The organism is Roseateles sp. P2_H4 (assembly GCF_056403315.1).
In genome coordinates this window covers 40,291-55,747 of the sequence record NZ_JBFUFR010000014.1, presented here as the reverse complement: position 1 = coordinate 55,747, position 15,457 = coordinate 40,291, and the positions used below count along the sequence as shown (strand labels likewise).

Genomic DNA, 15,457 nt, shown 5'->3' with positions numbered 1-15,457 from the left:
AGGCGCGACGCCGGAGGCGCCGCGCCGTTTTCTCTTCCGACATGACCAAGATTCAAGGCTTTGGCCTCGGCTTGCGCGTCGAGCATTACGCGGCCTTCGAGGCCGGCGTCGATGCCGCCGTGCGGCCCGACTGGCTGGAGATCATTTCCGAGAACTACATGGTGCCCGGCGGGCCGCCGCTGGCGCATCTGGAGCGCATCCGGGCCGACTACCCGCTCGTCATGCACGGCGTGTCGCTGTCCGTCGCCGGACCGGCGCCGCTGGACTTCGGCTATCTGCAGGAACTGAAGGCCCTGGCCGATCGCTTGCAGCCGGGCTGGGTGTCAGACCACCTCTGCTGGAGCGCCGACGCCCACAGCCAGCTCCATGACCTGCTGCCGGTGCCGCTGACGCGCGCCGCTCTCGATCATGTCGGCGGCCGCATTGCCCAGGTGCAGGACATTCTGGGCCGGCCGTTGGTGCTGGAGAACGTGTCCAGCTATGTGCGATTCAAAGCCGACGAGATGACGGAATGGGACTTCATCGCCCAGCTGCTCAAGGCCACCGGCGCCCAGCTGCTGCTGGACGTCAACAACGTCTATGTCTCCGGCCGCAACCACGGCTTCGACCCCATCGCCTACCTCGACGCGATTCCCGTCGAGCCCGTGCGCCAGATCCATCTCGCCGGCCATGAGGACCGCGGCGACATCGTCATCGACACCCACGACCACCCGGTGCGCGACGAGGTCTGGGCGCTCTACCAGCATGCCGTGAAGCGCTTTGGTGCCGTGCCGACCATGATCGAGCGCGACGACCACATCCCGCCGCTGGACAGCCTGCTGGCCGAGCTGAACGTGGCGCGCCGCCTGGCTGCTGAAGCATGAGCGTGATCCAACAACAGCATCTGCTGGCCGCCGCCATCCGCGACGGCGCCGATGCGACCGGCCTGCTGGCCGGCGACCCTGCCCTGGGCCTGGAGGTCTATCGCCACGCCTACCGCGCCCGCCTGGTGGCAGCGCTGACCGACAACTACACCGTACTCGCTCGGGCTCTGGGAGACGAGGCTTTCGAGGCCCTGGGCCAGGCCTATCTCGCCGCGCAACCCAGCCAGCACCCGTCCATCCGCTGGTTCGGCCACGAGCTGGCAGGCTTCATGTCCGAAGCGGACGAGGAGCTGGTGCCCCATGCCAGCCTCGCCGACTTCGCCCGCATGGACTGGGCCCTGCGCGGCGCCTTCGATGCCGCCGAAGCGCTGCCGCTGGACCCGTCAACGCTGGCCGCCATGAGCCCCGACGACTGGGCCGGCCTGGTGCTGCATCTGCAGCCCAGCGCGCAGCGGGTGGTGCTGACGCATGCCATTGAACCTGCCTGGCGGGTTCTGCGCGAGTGGGAGCCCGAGTCTGGCGACGATCAACCCGAATTGCCCGAGCCGGTGCCGCATGAACACACGCTGCTGGCCTGGCGCCAGGCTGGAGAAACCCGCTGGCGCTCGCTGGAACCACTGGAGGCGGCGCTGCTCGATGCAGTGGCCGAAGGCGCGCCCTTTGCACTACTTTGCGAACGCGCCGCGGCCGAGCTGGACGATGCCGAGGCCGCAGCTCCCGCTGTGATCGGCGCCCTGCAACGCTGGCTGGCTGACGGCTTGTTGCGCGGGACTTGACCGACCGAAGTGATGGGTCATGGCCGCTTGGCTATCCTGCGCCCACGCTACACCTAAGGTTCACCATGTCTCGACTGCTGCTGACGGCCCTGCTTGCCGCCGCCTTCATCCCCTCCGCCCAGGCCGCGCTCAGCGTCGGCGCACCGGCACCCGACTTCAGCGCCGACGCCGCCGTCGGTGGCGAGCCCTTCAAGTTCAAGCTGGCCGAGGCGCTCAAGAAGGGCCCGGTGGTGCTGTACTTCTATCCCAAGGCCTTCACCAGCGGCTGCACCGTCGAGGCGCATCAGTTCGCCGAGGCGACCGACAAGTTCAAGGCGCTGAACACGACCGTCATCGGCATGTCCAACGACAACATCGACACGCTGAAGAAGTTCAGCGTCGAGGCCTGCCGCAGCAAGTTCGCCGTGGCCGCCGACGCCGCGGGCAAGGTCATCAAGGACTATGACGTCACGCTGAAGATGGTGCCCGGCACCATGGCCGACCGCGTCTCCTATCTGATCGCTCCCGACGGCAAGGTCGCCGCCGTGCATGCCAGCATGAACCCCGATGGCCACATCGACGCGATGCTGAAGGCCGCCGAGAAATTCAAGAAGTGATCCCCGGCCTCGACGCGGCCGCGCTGCTGGCGGCCTATCGCTCGGGCGAGCTGTCGCCCGTCGACGCCATGCGGGCCGTGCTCGACCAGGCCGCAAGGCGAGAAGGCGAGCTGCACGCGCTGTGCGCCGTCAATGCCGAAGGCGCCTTGGCTGCCGCCCGTGCCAGTGAAGCGCGTTGGCGTGCCGGCACGCCGCTGGCGCTGGACGGCCTGCCCGTCACGCTGAAGGAAAACATCGCCGTGCCGGGTGCGAGCTACCGCCTGGGCACGGCCGCGACGGGGGCCGATGCGACGGCCGACTTCGAGGCACCGCCCGCGGCGCGGCTGCGCGAGGCCGGCGCCATTGCGTGGGCACGCACCACCATGCCCGACTACGGCATGCTGAGCTCGGGCCGGTCCAGCCTGTATGCCGAGCCGGCGCGCAACCCCTGGGACAAGGCGATGACACCCGGCGGCTCCAGCGCGGGCGCGGCGGCTGCGGCGGCGGCCGGCTATGGCCCGCTGCACCTGGGTACCGACATCGGCGGCTCCATCCGCCTGCCGGCGGGCTGGTGCGGCCTGGTCGGCCTCAAGCCCAGCCATGGCCGCGTGCCCATCAAGCCGGGCTATGCGGGCCGCGTGGCCGGGCCGCTGACACGTACGGTGGCGGACACAGCGCTGATGCTCGACGTGCTGGCCCAGCCCGATGCGCGTGATCCGACCCAGCTGCCGTCCTCGCCCGCTTTGCGCCGCGACCTTGAACTGCGCGGCTTGCGCATCGGCTTGCTGCTCGATGCCGGCTGGGGCGACGCCGTCCAACCCGAGGTCGCGGCCGCCATCACCGCCGCGGCGCGCGCCTTCGAGCAGGCCGGCGCCGTCGTCGAGCCGCTGGCCGCTTTCCAGACCCGCGAGATGGCCGATGGCATCGACCGCTTCTGGCGCATGCGCTCCTGGCTGGACATCTCGGCGCTGGCACCCGAGCGCCGCGCCAAGGTGCTGCCCTACATCCTCGACTGGGTGGCGCCCGCGGCCAACTATGACGGTGGCACGGTGTTTCGCGGCTACAGCCAGATGCAGGCCTTGCGCGAAGCCGCCAATGCGGCCTGCGAACCCTTCGATTTCGTGTTGTCGCCCGTCGCGCCCATGCCGGCCTATCCGGCCCATCTCGCCAGCCCGCTGCACGACCCGGCCCGGCCCTTCGAGCACATCGCCTTCACGCTGCCCTACAACATGAGCGAGCAGCCGGCCCTGTCCATCAACGCCGGCTACACGTCGGCCGGCTTGCCCATCGGCCTGCAGATCATTGGCCGCCGCTTCGATGACGCCGGCGTGCTGGCCCTGGGCGCGCTGTGGGAGCAGCTGCGGCCGGCCCAGCGCCCCTGGCCCTTCTGAGAAAGCCCCCCATGATCCTGGTCCTTGGCCATGTCACCGCCCGCTCCGAGCATTTCGACGAAGTGCTCAAGCTCAGCCAGCAGCATGTCCAGCGCTCGCGCGCCGAGCCGGGCTGCATCGCCCATGCCGTGCACCGCGACACCGAGAACCCGCTGCGCCTGGTCTTCGTCGAGAAATGGGCCGACATGGCGGCCCTGCAGCTCCACTTCCGCGTGCCGGCCTCGCGGGAGTTCGGCAAGGCGCTGGCGACGCTGGCGTCCGAGCCACCGGGGCTGGAGATCCATGAGGCCGCAGAGGTCAACGCGGCGGGCTGAAAAGGCGGGTGGTCACCCGCGCGCCAGGCTCTGAGGAAACGGCTGCTCCGGCAGGCCGGCCTCACGCAACACGCGGTTGACTTCGTCCCAAGCGGCGGGGGCGTCCGTGCAGACCTGGAAGGGGCGGCTCTGCCGGTAGACGGCCGCCATGTCGAGCACCATGGCGGCGTCTTCGTCGCCCGGCGCGACGAGCAGGATGGTGGCCAGCGGCACCGTCTGGCGCTCCACGAAGCCGCCCACCGTCTCCTTGAATTCGCGCAAGCCCTCGTCGTCCATGCCGAGCGGCCGGCGAAATTCCATGAGGCTGACATAGCGCCTGTCCGCCGGGATGCGCTCTGCCGCGATGTTGGTGCCACGCTTGGCTGCAGCCATCAGCGCTGCGTCGAACGGCCCCTGGGCGATGTAGTGCATGACCCGACCCAGGAAGCCCACCGTGACGCGGCCGAAACCGTGGGTGTCGGGCTGCTCGTGCAGGGGGGCGGTGCCTGGGGAGTTCATGGGACGTCGGGCGTCCCGCAGATTCTGCGCCTGGGCCCGGCGGTCGAGCTTACCGCCGCTTGACGAAGCCCAAGAGCGCCGCAATCGGCAGCACCGAGCGCGGCAGATAGGGCAGGCGCCACAGGCCGCCGTGGTTGGCGGTGTGCACCAGCAGCTTGAGCGGGTGGGCGAAGTCGCGCGGCGGGCTGCGCAGCTGGTGCACCCACATCGCGGCCATCAGCGCATTCGTCGTCGCCGGCGCGAAGACTTCGACGCCAAAGGCCTTGGCGCCGCGAAAGCCCGCCGCCAGCAGCGGGTTGGAGACGACCGAGGCCGTCGTGGTGCTGGGCGCGACATTGAAGGCGATGCGATGCCTGTCGGCGCGGGCGACCAGGGCCCGCCACTGCTGCAGTCGCTTGGCCAGCGCGTAGTTGGGGCCCTGCTCGACGACGAGAGCATCGACCAGCCCCCAGTGGCCGAAGTCGCCGGCGTCGATGAGGCCCTCGATATGTGGTGCGAAGCCGCGTCCACCACTGCCGAGCCGCGCGCCCAGCTGGGCCAGCTTCTTGACGAGGCCACGCTCGGCATAACGGCGCATGACGTCGCGCGCCAGCTCCTGCGGCACGGCGAAGACATCGGTCGGCGTGGCCATGTAGGCGAGCTGGGTGCGGGCGTCGGCGGCGCACAGCGTCGCGCTGATGGCGTCCATGGCGAGGGACACGCGCACATGGCGCTCGCCATCCAGATAGGCGAGGTTGGCGATGGACAGCCCGTTCGACGTTGATGTGCCGAGAGAGGCCAGCCAGGCGGCGATTTCGGGCGTGTCGGCGAGCAGGTCGGCACCGGCGTGGGCGGCGTCCAGTGGCTGGCCCGGCGCGACGGGCGCAGTCAGCGTGGCGTTGCCAGTGGTGATGGTGGCGGCGATGCGCTTCCAGGTCGCGGCGCGGGCGAGGTCGATGCCGACGAGATTGGCGCGCCACCTGGCCAGCCAGGCCAGCGGCCCGGCCTCGCTGCCGGCGCCGAGCAGCACGAGGTGCTGGTCGGACAGGTCGAACCATTCCGGGTGAGCGATGCAGTCACGCAGCGCCGCGGCATGGGCCGCCTCGCAGACGCCGGCCTTTTCCCAGCGGTCGATCTGGCGGGCGAGGGCGTCGCCGCTCAGCTCGCGGCCCTGGTGGGGCACGGACCAGCGCGCCGGTGCCGCATCGCCGCTGCCGCGCAATTGCACGGTCTGGAGGCGGCGCTGCGGCGTGCGCATCGCGTCGGCCAGGGCGAGCGGCTGGCCAGCGCGCACAAAGGGCAGCTCGCTCCAGGCCGCGGCGAGGCCAGCGCGTGCCGACGCGACGGCGCTGACGGGTTGCGCCGCCTGGGCCTGCACCAGGGCGCGCCAATGGGCCGGGTAGGCGTGGCGCCAGTCGCGTTCGGCGATGGCGGCATCCGCGGCACTTGAATCCAGTCCGCGCAGCGCCGCCGCGACGATGCGCTGGCCCGGCGCACCGGTGGCGCGCTTGCCTTTGGCGTCGAGGGGCCACTGCAGGCCGGCGGCGTCGCTCATCAACGGGGTGGCGGTTCTTGGGTGGGCAGGCCCGCCGCAGCCAGGTCGGCGTTGACCAGGGCCCAGGCGGACTCGAAGTTGGCGGCGCGGCGCACCGGGCGGCTGGCGCGCCAGATGTCCATCAGCGCGGGCAGGCGCTCGATGCCGGGGATGCCGGGGCGCACCAGGAAGACGGTGGACAGGGCGACGATGCCGCGCGAGCCGAAGGCGTCGATGCTGGCGCGCAGTTCCTGCAGCGCATCGGCGTCCATCTGCAGGCTGCCGCGGATCTCGAGCAGGTCGCCGAAGCGGCGATCCGCCGGCAGGCGTTTGCCGGCCAGTGCGATGGCGCGCTTGACGGCCGCCATCAGCGGCGCGTCGAAGGGGCCTTCGGCCACCGACACCATGACGCGCCCATGCACGCCGACGCTGACTCGGCCGAAGCTGGGCTTGATCACGGGGTGGCGGGAAGGGGGAAGTGAAGGGCCGGGGCTCATGATGTGAGACGATTTTGCACGCTTGAGGGCACGCTCGATGAAGGAGTCATGGCAATGTTGACCTTGTACGGCACCAAGGGTTCGGGCTCGGCCGCCATCGAGGCGGCGCTGGCGCGGGCCGGCCTGGCCTACACGGGCGTGGACGCGGCCTCCTGGAACCCCGGCCCGGGGCGGGACGAGCTGCTGCGCGTCAACCCGCTGGGCCAGATCCCGACGCTGCTGCTCGCCGACGGCACGGTGCTGACGGAGAGCGCAGCCATCCTCATCCACCTGGGTCTGACGGCGGCGCCGGGCCTGCTGCTGCCCACCGATGCCAGCGCGCGGGCGCGTGTCATCCGGGGTCTCGTCTACGTGGCCTCGAATTGCTACGCCGCCATCAGCGTCATCGACTACCCGGAGCGCTGGTGCGAGCCCTGCGATGACGCGATGAAGGCGCAGATCCGCGCCGGCACGCGAGCGCGCCTGCACGAGCATTGGCGGCTGTTTGCCGACCAGTTCGAGATCGGCTTCGAGGCCGGCTCGCCCGGCGCGCTGGAGCTGCTGGCGACGGTGGTGTCCAAGTGGTCCGGTTCGCGACCCATGCTGCAGACCGAGCGGCCGAGCTTCCATGCGCAGTTGCTGCGTGTGGAGCAACACCCGGAAGTCGCGGCGGTCTTTCAACGCCACTGGCCTTAAGGATTCCCATGACCCATCCCATCGACGCCTGGCACGCGCTGGCGAAAGCCCGCAACCCCCGCGCCCTGGCCGCTCTGCTGGCCGACGACGTCGTCTTCCACTCGCCCGTCGTGCACACGCCGCAGCGCGGCCGGCAGCTGGCCACCCAATACCTCAGCGCGGCGCTGATGATCCTGGGCAACGAGAGCTTCCGCTATGTGCGCGAGATCCGTGGCGACGGCGACGCCGTGCTGGAGTTCGAGCTGGAGCTGGCTGGCGTGGCGGTCAACGGCGTCGACCTGATCCGCTGGAACGAAGCCGGCCAGATCATCGACTTCAAGGTCATGATCCGGCCGCTGAAGGCCATCCAGGCGGTGCAGCAGAAGATGGCCGAGCTGCTGGCGCAGATGCAGCAGCAGCCCGGGTCTTCCGCCTAGTTCAAGGCATCAGGGCGCGCCGCAAAGGCAGTGCACCGCGGCGGCCTTGTCCCACTGGCTGCGGGCGGCGAACTGCGACAGCTCCTTCAGCAAGGCGAGCTCCTCGCGCACCGGCGCGGGCAGGGCGTCCAGGCCGAGGGAGGTCGCGATGGACGGCGCCAGCGTGTCGGTCAGCGAGGCGAGCAGGCGCTCGCTGCGGCTGAGGTCACGCTCCACATAGGCCAGGCGCGGCTTCTCGCCGGCCTTCACTTCGAGCTTGGCGAGCTGGACGGCTGTCTGCACGGCGTCGTCGAAGCTGCCCAGGCGGTCGACGAGGCCGCGCTCCTTGGCCTGCGAGCCGGTCCAGATACGACCCTGCGCGACGGCGTCAATCTTTTCCGGCGTGCTCTTGCGCGCCTGGGCCGCGAGGGTGGTGAAGCGGCTGTAGGTGTGGTCGATGCTGGCCTGGATGGCGGCCTTCAGGCGCGGATCCAGCGGGCGGCGCGGGTCATAGCCGCCGGCCAGCCAGGTCGTCGTGACGCCACCGGTGTGCAGCGACAACTTGTCCATCAGGCCCTCGGCGGTGGGCAGCATGCCGAACACGCCGATGCTGCCGGTGATGGTGCCGGCGTCGGCGATGACGGCATCGCTGGCCATCGAGATCCAGTAGCCGCCCGAGGCCGCCACGTCGCCCATGGAGACGACGATGGGCTTGCCGGCCTGGCGCGTCAGCTCCAGCTCGCGGCGCACGATCTCGGAGGCGAAGGCGCTGCCGCCGGGCGAGTTCACGCGCAGCACCAGGGCCTTGATGGCGTCGTCCTCGCGGGCCTTGCGGATCAGGCGGGCGGTGGAGTCGCCGCCGATGCGGCCCGGGCCGGCATCGCCGTCGACGATCTCGCCCTCGGCCACGACGATGCCGATGCCCGGCTGCAGCTTGTTCGGCGTGCCGGCGTCCTTCACATAGGCCATGTACTGGCCCATGGACACCTGGCGGAAGCTCTTGCTCTCGTCATCCTTGGCGCCCTTGGCGATAAGGAGTTCGCGCATCTGGTCGCGCGTCTTCAGGCCGTCGACGAGCTTGGCCTGCAGGGCCAGCTTGGCGACGTCGCCCTGGACGGCCGCCATCAGCCTGGGCAGGTCGGCGATGTCCCTGGCGATGCTGCCGGCCTCGAGCTTGCGAGCCGTCTCGATGCTGCCGGTGAAGCCGCTCCACAGCTCGCCATAGACCAGGCCCTCGGACTCCAGCGTCGCCGGGCTGGGGCCGTTGGCCGTGTAGGTCTCGGCAAAGTTCTTGAAGGTGCCGGCCTTGATGACATGGGGCGTCACGCCGATGCGATCCAGGGCGTCCTTGTAGTAGGTGCGGTAGCGGCCGAAGCCTTCGATGCTGACCATGCCCATGGGATGCAGATAGACCTCGCCGGCCTGGGCGGCGACGAAATAGCCGCGCTGGCTGTAGCTGTCGGCATAGGCGAGCACGGGCTTGCCACTCTTCTTGAAGCGCTGCACCGCGGCGACCACCTCGTGCAGGCCGGCCAGGCCCGCACCATGCAGGTCCTCGACGTCCAGCAGCAGGGCGCCGATCTTGTCGTCCATGGCTGCCTGCTCCAGCACGGCGAGCACGTCGCGCAGCCGCGTCTGGTGCGGCACGCTCTGGCCGCGGGCCTGGGCGGTCAGCTGCTCGCGCGGGCTGCCGGAGAACTGCTCGACGAGGTTGCCGTCGAGCTTGAGCACCAGCGTGGTCTTGTCGGCCAGCGGCTTGGGGCCACGGCTCATGACCGCGATCACGAAAATGATGATGAGCAGCAGCACCAGCAGGTTCATCAACGCGCGGCGCGTGCCGTCGAGCAACCACCAGGCCTTGGAGAACAGCCAGCCGAGCGTGGAGAAAAAGGACTTCATCGACAACTACCTTGAGGGTTGATGCGGGCAATTGTGAAGGCAGGAGCCTGAGCGGCGCCTGGCCTGGCCCCGCAACTCGCCTCGGCCCTGCGGGTTGGGACTGGCAAGGGCGCAGGCGTTGTTGCTCGTCGTTGCGGGTGCGCACCCGCTGCCTCCTCGCGCCTAGCCTGCGCCCTTGCCAGTCTCAACGCAAGCCACGCCCGCCGCCGCTCAGGCTCCTTCGGCCTTAGCATCCGCCGGTCACGGTTTGTAAGGACCCCACATGCTTGCCTGGCCCAGCTGGACCCGACGCATCAACGAGCATTTCCCGCTGCGCTATCTGACCTGGGTGCTGTGTGGCCTGCTCGCGCTGTTCTTCGCCGTCGTCTGGACGGCCGGCCTGGTCGATGGCGTGCTGGTGCTCGTCTTCCTGGCGCTGGCGCTGCTGGGCCTGCGCGATGTGCGCCAGACCCGTCACTCCATCCTGCGCAACTATCCCGTCATCGGGCATCTGCGCTTCCTGCTGGAGTTCATCCGCCCCGAGATCCGCCAATATTTCCTGGAGGGCGACAACGACGCCGCGCCGTTTTCGCGCGCCCAGCGCTCCATCGTCTACCAGCGCGCCAAGGGCGAGGCCGACCAGCGCCCCTTCGGCACCCAGCTCGACGTGAGTGCCCGCGGCTACGAATGGATCAACCACTCGCTGGCGCCGACGCATCTCACCAGCCACGACTTCCGCATCACCATCGGTGCCAGCCGCGCCCAGCCCTATTCGGCCAGCGTCTTCAACATCTCGGCGATGAGCTTCGGCGCCTTGAGCGCCAATGCCATCCTGGCCCTGAACAAGGGCGCCAAGACCGGCGGCTTTGCACATGACACGGGCGAGGGCTCCATCAGCGCCCACCACCGCGTGCATGGCGGCGACCTGATCTGGGAAATCGGCTCGGGTTATTTCGGCTGCCGAAATGACGACGGCTCGTTCAGCGCCGAGAAGTTCGAGGCCAGTGCCCGCGACCCGCAGGTGAAGATGATCGAGCTCAAGCTGAGCCAGGGTGCCAAGCCCGGCCACGGCGGCGTGCTGCCTGGCCCCAAGGTGACGGCGGAGATCGCCGCCGCGCGCGGCGTGCCCGAGGGCGTGGCCTGCATCTCGCCGGCCCGGCACAGCGCCTTCTCGACACCCGTGGAGATGATGCAGTTCATCGACAAGCTGCGCGCTTTGTCGGGCGGCAAGCCCACCGGCTTCAAGCTCTGCATCGGCCACCCCTGGGAATGGTTCGCCCTGTGCAAGGCCATGCTGGAGACCGGCATCACGCCGGACTTCATCGTCGTGGATGGCGCCGAGGGCGGCACGGGCGCGGCGCCGCTGGAGTTCACCAACTATGTCGGCGCGCCGCTGCAGGAGGGGCTGCTGCTGGTGCACAACTCGCTGGTCGGCCTGAACCTGCGCGACAAGATCAAGATCGGCTGCGCCGGCAAGGTGACGACGGCCTTCGACATCGTGCGCCTGATGGCCCTGGGCGCGGACTGGTGCAATGCTGGGCGCGGCTTCATGTTCGCCCTGGGCTGCATCCAGGCCCAGGCCTGCCACACCGGCCACTGCCCGACCGGCGTGACGACGCAGGACCCGGTGCGCCAGCGCGCCATCGTCGTGCCCGACAAGGCCCAGCGCGTCGCCAATTTCCACCAGGGCACGCTGAAGGCGCTGAAGGAACTCGTCGAGGCCGCCGGCCTGTGCCACCCGCAGGAGATCACGGCCCAGCACATCGTGCACCGCCTGGACAAGCACGAAGTGCGGCTGCTGGCCAATCTGCTGCCCTTCGTCGAGCCCGGCTCGCTGCTGCGCGGCGACATGCCCCACAACACCTTCAGGATCTACTGGCCGCTGGCCAGCGCGCACAGCTTTGCGCCCCAGGGCGCCATTGAACGCACCGCAGCTGCTGCTTGAATTTCGGGCCGAGCGACGGGCCGCTCCCTAGCCGGCCCGCGTTGGCGATGTGCTTGCCGGTCAATCCGGCAAGCATCGCCGTCCCCTCGGGGGCTGAGGCCGGACACGGCAAGTCCTGTGGACTTGTCGTGCCTGCCGAAGAGCAGTCGCTTGCCGGCTGCGCGGTCTGCAAGGTCGGCCAAGGTACTCCTTGGACGAGGGGCGCGCAGTCACGGGGGAGGGCGACTACAAATTAGGGGGGTGACGGCCAAAACGCGCACAATTGGCCCGGTTACATCCGCGCACCATGCCCACCGTCTATCTTCTCCGTCTCAGTGCGCCCACGCTCCAACGCACCCGCTCATTGCTGTTGCAGGCCCAAGGCGTGGAGTTGGCCGGCAGCAGCACCGTGCTGGCCGATGCGCTGGAGGAGCTGGGCGCGCTGGCGCCCGACATCGTCGCCACCGACCTGCGCCTGGTCGACAGCCACGCCATGCGTGTCGCCCACGAACTCGGCCGCCTGCCGGTGCGACCCCAGCTGCTGCTGCTGACGCCCACCGCCGACGACCTGCAGCTGTTCGCGGCGCTGAGTGCCGGTGCCAACGCCTATCACGTCGATGACGGCAGCGGTGCGGGCCTGGTCGAAGCGCTGACCAGGCTGCATGACCGGCGCGCCATGTTCAACCCGCAGCTGGCCCGCCAGGCCCTGGCCGCCTTCGGCATCGAGCGCAGCCCGCTGACCATGGCGCGTCAGGATGCCGCACCGCTGGACGCCAGCCCCGCCGGCCGACAGATCGACCAGGCCAGCCGTCATCTGCTGACACTGCTGGCTCAGGGCCTGCTGCTGGCGGAGATCGCCACGCTGTGGAAGCTGGAGGTCGCCGAGATCGAGCGCCGCATCTGGCGCCTGGTGCGACTGCTGCACGTCCGCTCGCGCGAACTGCTGATCGCCTGATCAGTCAGGCCGGCACGGGCACCGGCGCTTGGGCCGAGGGGACCGAGTCCGCAAAGCTCTGGCGCTGTGACAGCTTGTCCATGTGACGGGCCAGGTTCGGGTGCGCCTCGCGCCAGTTGATCTCGGGGAAGCGGAACTCCAGCCAGCCCAGCGCGCAGCCGACGGCGATGTCGGCCAGCGAGAAGTGATTGCCCGAGCACCAGGGCTTCTCGCCCAGGCCCTGGCTCATCGCGGCCAGCGCGGCGGTGACCTTGGTCAGGTGGCGGTCGATCCAGGCCTGGTTGCGCTGTTCGGCGGGGCGATGGGCCCAGGTGCGCTCCAGGCGCACGAGGATGGCCGCGTCGACGATGCCGTCGGCCAGGGCTTCCCAGGTGCGCACCTCGCAACGCTCGCGGCCGCGCTCGGGGATGAGCTTGCCCACCGGCGACAGCGTGTCCACGTACTCGACGATGACGCGCGAGTCGAAGACGGCGCCGGTGATGGAGTCCTGGCCTTCCATGACCAGGCAGGGCACCTTGCCCAGCGGGTTCATCTTCAGGATGGCGTCGCTGCCCCAGACGTCTTCGAGCACCAATTGGTAATCGAGCTTCTTCTCGGCCATCACGATGCGCACCTTGCGCACGTAAGGGCTGGCGAGAGAACCGATCAACTTCATCGTCATAGGGCAGGCAAGGGGATCACAAGTCGAAACGATTCTAGCCAGCGCCCCGGGGGCGGCCGCCCGTGAAAAAGGCCTGTCGGCTGGGGCCGACAGCCACCGCAGCCAGGGGTTGCCAGCCCGGCCCCGGGCCGCCAGAGTGTCGCCCGGCCCACTGCAGTAGACGGTGGCCATCATCCAGGGAGTGCTCATGCTCGACATCAATGCCGCCACCGATGCGGCTCCTTCGCCGTTGCCGCCCGTGCCGCGTGTCCTCGAAATCCGCTTCACGGGTTCGGGCAGCGAATATTTCCGCATCTGGGCCGTCAATCTGCTGCTCACCCTGGTCACGTTCGGGCTCTATCTGCCTTTTGCCAAGGCCAGGCGCATCCGCTACTTCTACGCCAACACGCTGGTCGACGGCCAGGCGCTGAGCTTCCATGGCGACCCGTGGAAGATGTTCCGCGGCTTCCTGCTGCTGGTGCTGCTGATGGGGGTCTACAGCGGCGCGGGCCGTTTCTCCACCACGGCGGCCTTCATCGCCTTCCTGATCCTGTGCGCCGTCTGGCCCGCGCTGTGGCGGGCCTCGCTGCAGTTCCGCCTGGGCAACACCAGCTGGCGCGGCCTGCGCATGCGCTTCGACGGCTCATTGCGTGACGCCTACCTGAGCTGTGCACCCAGCTATCTGCCGGCCATCGCCCTGGTCGGCGGCGCGTCGGCGCTGGACCCCGAGGCCATCAAGGCCGGCGGCGGCTTCACGCCGGGCATGGCGCTGTACTCCATCGGCGCGCTGTGCATGATGCTGTTCACGCCCTGGTCGCTGACGCTGTTCAAGCGCTACCAGCACAATGGGTATCGCATTGCCGGCCAGCATGGCCGCGTGAAGCTGTCGGTGGCCAAGGTCTATCTGCTGTCGCTGAAGACCGTCGGCATCGCGCTGCTGGCGATGGCCGTGGCCGGCACGATCGTGGCGGTGATGTTCGTGCTGGCGCGGGCCATGGGAGGCACCGGACGCGGCGCCACCGGTGCCGTGCTGGTGACCATCGGGCTCACGCTCAGCTATCTGCTGACCTTCGCCGCCGTCTTTCCCTACGGGGCGGCCCGCATGCAGAACCTGGCGTGGAATGGCACACGCAGCGAGGCGCTGGGCTTCAAGAGCCGGCTGAAGTTCCGCTCGCTGTTCACGCTGACGCTGAAGAACTGGCTGCTGACGGCGCTGACGCTGAGCCTGTACCGCCCCTTCGCGGCCGTCGCCACGGCGCGGCTGCGCCTGGAAGCGGTCAGCATCGGCTGCGATGACGACCCCGCCGACTGGGTGGCCGCCAGCCAGCATGGGCATGCGGATGCGACCGGCGACATCGCAGGCGACTTCTTCGGCATCGACATGGGCCTGTGATGGACAGCTCTCCCCGCCTCGCCGCCGATTGGTTCGATGGCCGCAGCGCGCGTGCGCGGCCGGTGGAGGTCTGGCTGGACGGTGCGATGCTGCATTACGGCGAGCACAGCGCCGCCGTGTCCAGCCTGACCTGGCCCGAGCGCCAGCGCCACGGCCAGCGTCAGATCCTGCTGCCCGGCGGCGGCCTGCTGAGCTTCGCCGACGCGCCAGCCTTCGATGCCTGGGCGCAGGCTTCGGGCCGCGGCGACAGCGTCGTCGTGCGCTGGCAGCAGAGCTGGCGGCTGGCCGCGCTGTCCCTGGTGCTGCTGGTGGCCGGCTTGGCCGCGGCCTACCGTTGGGGGCTGCCCTGGGCGGTGGACACGGCGGTCAACGCCATGCCGCTGGCGGCCGAACGCCGCCTCGGCGAGCATGTGCTGAACAGCCTGGAGGGCGAGTGGCTCAGGCCCAGCCGGCTATCGGCCGCGCAGCAGCAGGCCTGGCGCGGGCGCTGGGACAGCGCCGTCGCGAGGGCGCGCAGCGGCGGTGGGCCGACCCTGCCCGAGCGCTTCGAGATCCACTTCCGCGATGGCGGCAAGACCCTGGGCCCGAACGCCTTTGCACTGCCCGGCGGCGACATCGTCATCACCGACGAATTGCTGGAACTGCTGGCCGACGAGCCCGATGCGGTGATGACGGTGCTGGCCCACGAGATCGGCCATGTGCGCCACCGCCATGGCCTGCGGCTGATGCTGCGCGCCGGTGCGGTCAGCATCGTGGCCTCGGTCATCGTCGGCGACTTCTCGGCCCTGCTGGCCTCCGCGCCGGCCGTGCTGGCGGGCAATGCCTATTCGCGCGACAACGAGCGCGAGGCCGACCAATACGGCCGGGCGCTGGCGCGCGCCGGCGGCGCCGACACCGCGCGCATGGCAGCCTTCTTCAAGCGCCTGGCCGAGAAGCACAAGGCGACGGTGGAAAACAGCCCTTTGGCCATCGCGATCTCGACCCATCCGGCTGACGAAGAGCGGGTGCGGTTCTTCAGCGAGCGCTGAACGGGAGGGTCTGCAAGGCCCCTGGGTGCCGCGTTTGCGGCAGAACTGGCCCGCGAGTAGGCGTGCTGCGAAGCTGGGGCTGCTGCCCCAGCGAGCGGGGCAACACCCGCGCGGGCCGGTTCTGTCGCAAACCCTTCGGGGC

16 protein-coding genes are annotated in these 15,457 nt (G+C 69.7%); 11 read left to right on the top strand and 5 right to left on the bottom strand.

Annotation, left to right across the window (positions count from 1 at the left end; translation table 11 throughout):
* Positions 1-41 precede the first annotated feature (41 nt).
* The 5 genes from bufB (at position 42) to AC1DW3_RS12420 (ending at position 3,919) form a co-directional block, all read left to right on the top strand.
* Positions 42-863, top strand: a complete 822-nt coding sequence (gene bufB, locus AC1DW3_RS12440; protein ID WP_477931623.1) for an MNIO family bufferin maturase — start codon at positions 42-44, stop codon at positions 861-863.
* A complete protein-coding gene (locus AC1DW3_RS12435) occupies positions 860-1,639 on the top strand; it encodes an HvfC/BufC family peptide modification chaperone (protein ID WP_477931622.1) in 780 nt (259 codons plus the stop codon). The genes bufB and AC1DW3_RS12435 overlap by 4 nt, the downstream gene beginning before the upstream one ends.
* Positions 1,640-1,704: 65 nt before the next feature.
* Positions 1,705-2,235 (top strand): peroxiredoxin, encoded by a 531-nt coding sequence (locus AC1DW3_RS12430; protein ID WP_477931621.1) that lies wholly within the window; start codon positions 1,705-1,707, stop codon positions 2,233-2,235.
* Positions 2,235-3,605 carry an amidase gene (locus AC1DW3_RS12425; protein ID WP_477931705.1) on the top strand — a complete coding sequence of 457 codons (1,371 nt, stop codon included), beginning with the start codon at positions 2,235-2,237 and terminating at the stop codon, positions 3,603-3,605. Before AC1DW3_RS12430 ends, AC1DW3_RS12425 begins: the two co-directional genes overlap by 1 nt.
* A gap of 11 nt (positions 3,606-3,616) precedes the next feature.
* The gene (locus AC1DW3_RS12420) at positions 3,617-3,919 is read left to right on the top strand and encodes a putative quinol monooxygenase (protein WP_477931620.1); all 303 of its coding nucleotides are present in this window, start codon (positions 3,617-3,619) and stop codon (positions 3,917-3,919) included.
* Between the two features lie 12 nt (positions 3,920-3,931).
* On the opposite strand, the gene AC1DW3_RS12415 is transcribed toward AC1DW3_RS12420, so the two are convergent.
* From AC1DW3_RS12415 to AC1DW3_RS12405, 3 genes are read right to left on the bottom strand one after another with little or no spacing between them, the layout of a single operon-like run.
* Complete coding sequence (locus AC1DW3_RS12415; protein ID WP_477931619.1) at positions 3,932-4,417, bottom strand: hypothetical protein; 486 nt, start codon at positions 4,415-4,417, stop codon at positions 3,932-3,934.
* Positions 4,418-4,466: 49 nt separating this feature from the next.
* Entirely contained in the window at positions 4,467-5,951 is a 1,485-nt protein-coding gene (locus AC1DW3_RS12410) for a hypothetical protein (protein WP_477931618.1), read from the bottom strand.
* The gene (locus AC1DW3_RS12405) at positions 5,951-6,388 is read right to left on the bottom strand and encodes a hypothetical protein (protein WP_477931617.1); all 438 of its coding nucleotides are present in this window, start codon (positions 6,386-6,388) and stop codon (positions 5,951-5,953) included. Before AC1DW3_RS12405 ends, AC1DW3_RS12410 begins: the two co-directional genes overlap by 1 nt.
* 93 nt (positions 6,389-6,481) lie before the next feature.
* Between AC1DW3_RS12405 and AC1DW3_RS12400 the strand changes: the two genes are divergently transcribed.
* Positions 6,482-7,102: a glutathione S-transferase family protein gene (locus AC1DW3_RS12400; RefSeq protein WP_477931616.1), complete on the top strand. Its 621-nt coding sequence runs from the start codon at positions 6,482-6,484 to the stop codon at positions 7,100-7,102.
* 8 nt (positions 7,103-7,110) lie between these two features.
* The gene (locus tag AC1DW3_RS12395) at positions 7,111-7,518 is read left to right on the top strand and encodes a nuclear transport factor 2 family protein (RefSeq protein ID WP_477931615.1); all 408 of its coding nucleotides are present in this window, start codon (positions 7,111-7,113) and stop codon (positions 7,516-7,518) included.
* Between the two features lie 9 nt (positions 7,519-7,527).
* On the opposite strand, the gene sppA is transcribed toward AC1DW3_RS12395, so the two are convergent.
* A complete protein-coding gene (gene sppA, locus AC1DW3_RS12390; protein ID WP_477931614.1) occupies positions 7,528-9,396 on the bottom strand; it encodes a signal peptide peptidase SppA in 1,869 nt (622 codons plus the stop codon).
* 262 nt (positions 9,397-9,658) lie between these two features.
* Here sppA and AC1DW3_RS12385 point away from each other — a divergent pair, with 262 nt between their 5' ends.
* Positions 9,659-11,320, top strand: a complete 1,662-nt coding sequence (locus AC1DW3_RS12385; RefSeq protein WP_477931613.1) for an FMN-binding glutamate synthase family protein — start codon at positions 9,659-9,661, stop codon at positions 11,318-11,320.
* Positions 11,321-11,606: 286 nt separating this feature from the next.
* The gene (locus AC1DW3_RS12380; RefSeq protein WP_477931612.1) at positions 11,607-12,254 is read left to right on the top strand and encodes a response regulator; all 648 of its coding nucleotides are present in this window, start codon (positions 11,607-11,609) and stop codon (positions 12,252-12,254) included.
* Positions 12,255-12,258: 4 nt separating this feature from the next.
* Here the strand turns inward: AC1DW3_RS12380 and AC1DW3_RS12375 are convergent, their stop codons facing one another.
* On the bottom strand, positions 12,259-12,909 hold the full coding sequence (locus tag AC1DW3_RS12375; protein WP_477931704.1) for a glutathione S-transferase family protein: 651 nt from the start codon (positions 12,907-12,909) through the stop codon (positions 12,259-12,261).
* A 193-nt stretch (positions 12,910-13,102) separates the two neighbouring features.
* Here AC1DW3_RS12375 and AC1DW3_RS12370 point away from each other — a divergent pair, with 193 nt between their 5' ends.
* Positions 13,103-14,287, top strand: coding sequence for a YjgN family protein (locus AC1DW3_RS12370; protein ID WP_477931611.1), 1,185 nt, complete (start codon positions 13,103-13,105; stop codon positions 14,285-14,287).
* Positions 14,287-15,315, top strand: a complete 1,029-nt coding sequence (locus AC1DW3_RS12365) for a M48 family metallopeptidase (RefSeq protein ID WP_477931610.1) — start codon at positions 14,287-14,289, stop codon at positions 15,313-15,315. Before AC1DW3_RS12370 ends, AC1DW3_RS12365 begins: the two co-directional genes overlap by 1 nt.
* Positions 15,316-15,457: the final 142 nt, after the last annotated feature.